The following is a 237-nucleotide window of genomic DNA, read 5'->3' on the forward strand; positions in this document are numbered from 1 at the left end:
CAATCCAAGAGTTACATTTGACGGTCGTCACTGGTGGATTAGTGTAGGATTCCAAGAAGACTTTGAATCACAGGAATTAACGAATGAGTCGATTGGTGTGGATGTTGGTTTAAAAGATCTGTTTGTAGCTTCTAATGGTATGAAAGAACGAAATATAAACAAAGATGCTAAGGTTAAAAAACTTTTGAAAAGGAAAAAGTCAGCGCAAAGAGATATGTCTAGGAGATTTAAAAAAGG

General features: G+C 35.4%; 1 pseudogene. It reads left to right on the plus strand.

The features are described from left to right. A pseudogene (locus BAQ44_RS09755) lies at positions 1-237 on the plus strand (RNA-guided endonuclease InsQ/TnpB family protein); the annotation flags it as partial.

Source organism: Bacillus mobilis, from assembly GCF_001884045.1.
Lineage (GTDB): Bacteria > Bacillota > Bacilli > Bacillales > Bacillaceae_G > Bacillus_A > Bacillus_A mobilis.